The following is a 1,345-nucleotide window of genomic DNA, read 5'->3' on the forward strand; positions in this document are numbered from 1 at the left end:
TTATAAACGCCGCTAGGATGCGTCCGCGAGGAACGCCACGCGTATCGGCCTTAATCGGAGCGCAGTATGGTGCTGTTTTACGACACCTCTCGCCGTGATATCGAACGCCCGACCCAACGGGTCGGGAAATTCTGCCTCCAAAAACAACAGGCGCCGACATCGGCGGAGTGTATTCGGTGTTTAAGGGGGTAGGTGGAACGGAAGCTGGAGCTTCCGAGGGTTGATGTTTTTGGGCATATTGCCAGTTCCGGCAACCATGCGGCGGGGCAGGGTGGGAGTCTGTCGGTCGATGGGGCGTCGCGGCCGGGGCCGAAATAAAAAGCCCCGAACGCCGGTTGGCGCGCGGGGCTCAATGGCAGCGGCCTGGTTGGCCGGTTGCCCGGCCGGCCGTGCCGGTTATTTCAGGATTTCAGCGGCGGCCGCCTTGAGTTTGGCGGTATCGGCCTGCATCGGCTTCATCATGTCGTTTTTCGAAGCTTTCGCCCCGGCGACCAGATCGTCGGCCGTTTTGAATTTGCCTTTCAAGGTTTCGAAGCTGGGCGCCACCGAACCGTTGTGGCAACCCTTACAGGTATCGGCATCCCCGGCCTGCGACAAAGCGGGTAAAAAGGCCAGGGCAATAGCGGCGGTCATGGCGATTAGCGTAGGTTTCATACTCGGACTCCTCGGTTTTATAGTAATTATTGAGCTGAGAATCGGCGCTCGCCGCCGCCAAAATAGGCAACGACGCGAACGCCGGGACGCGGACGGATAGACTCCGTTCGCGTAAAAATTTCTATCACACGGAGTCTAGCAATGCAAACGCCGGCTAAGCCAGGCACCGCTAATGTTTCGCCAAATAGACCTAACCGGGCTTGACCAGATTCCACCACTTTTGTCGCATCGCGCCTCGCTTTCGATCTGCGCGGATGACTACCTTCCTCCCAGACCTGATACTCGCTTTCGATCTTATGCGGCCGCTTCAACAACGCCATTAGCTCCAATACTCGTGCCGAACCGCTTTGCGGCGATTAGGCAATGATTTACTTGGCGGTATAAGCCTTAAAACGCTGCATGTCGCGGCTCAAATTCGGCGAGGCGGTAATCAGGTGCAAGTGGTTTTCCAGGAGCACATAACCGTAAAGCTGAAACCCGCTGTCGCACTGCAAAAACCGCCAGGAATCGCACGATATTCATCGTCGCCGGCCAGGTAAACAGCAGTAGCTTTTTTGATCGTTGCGTTCAGAAAGTGCGGGCTGGGGTTTTGCAGGACGCGGTGGCGGCTGCGGGTCATGGGCTATGGGGGTTATTCATGGAGCAGAAACTGAGGCTTGGGAACCAGCAAAATACAAATCAGCTTATAGGA

General features: G+C 56.5%; 1 protein-coding gene. It reads right to left on the reverse strand.

The genetic code is table 11. The features are described 5' to 3' along the window. Window positions 1–396 precede the first annotated feature (396 nt). Window positions 397–654 carry a hypothetical protein gene (locus AC3B8H_RS21390; RefSeq protein ID WP_488443523.1) on the reverse strand — a complete coding sequence of 86 codons (258 nt, stop codon included), beginning with the start codon at window positions 652–654 and terminating at the stop codon, window positions 397–399. Window positions 655–1,345: the final 691 nt, after the last annotated feature.

The organism is Methylomonas sp. BG-2 (assembly GCF_057766305.1).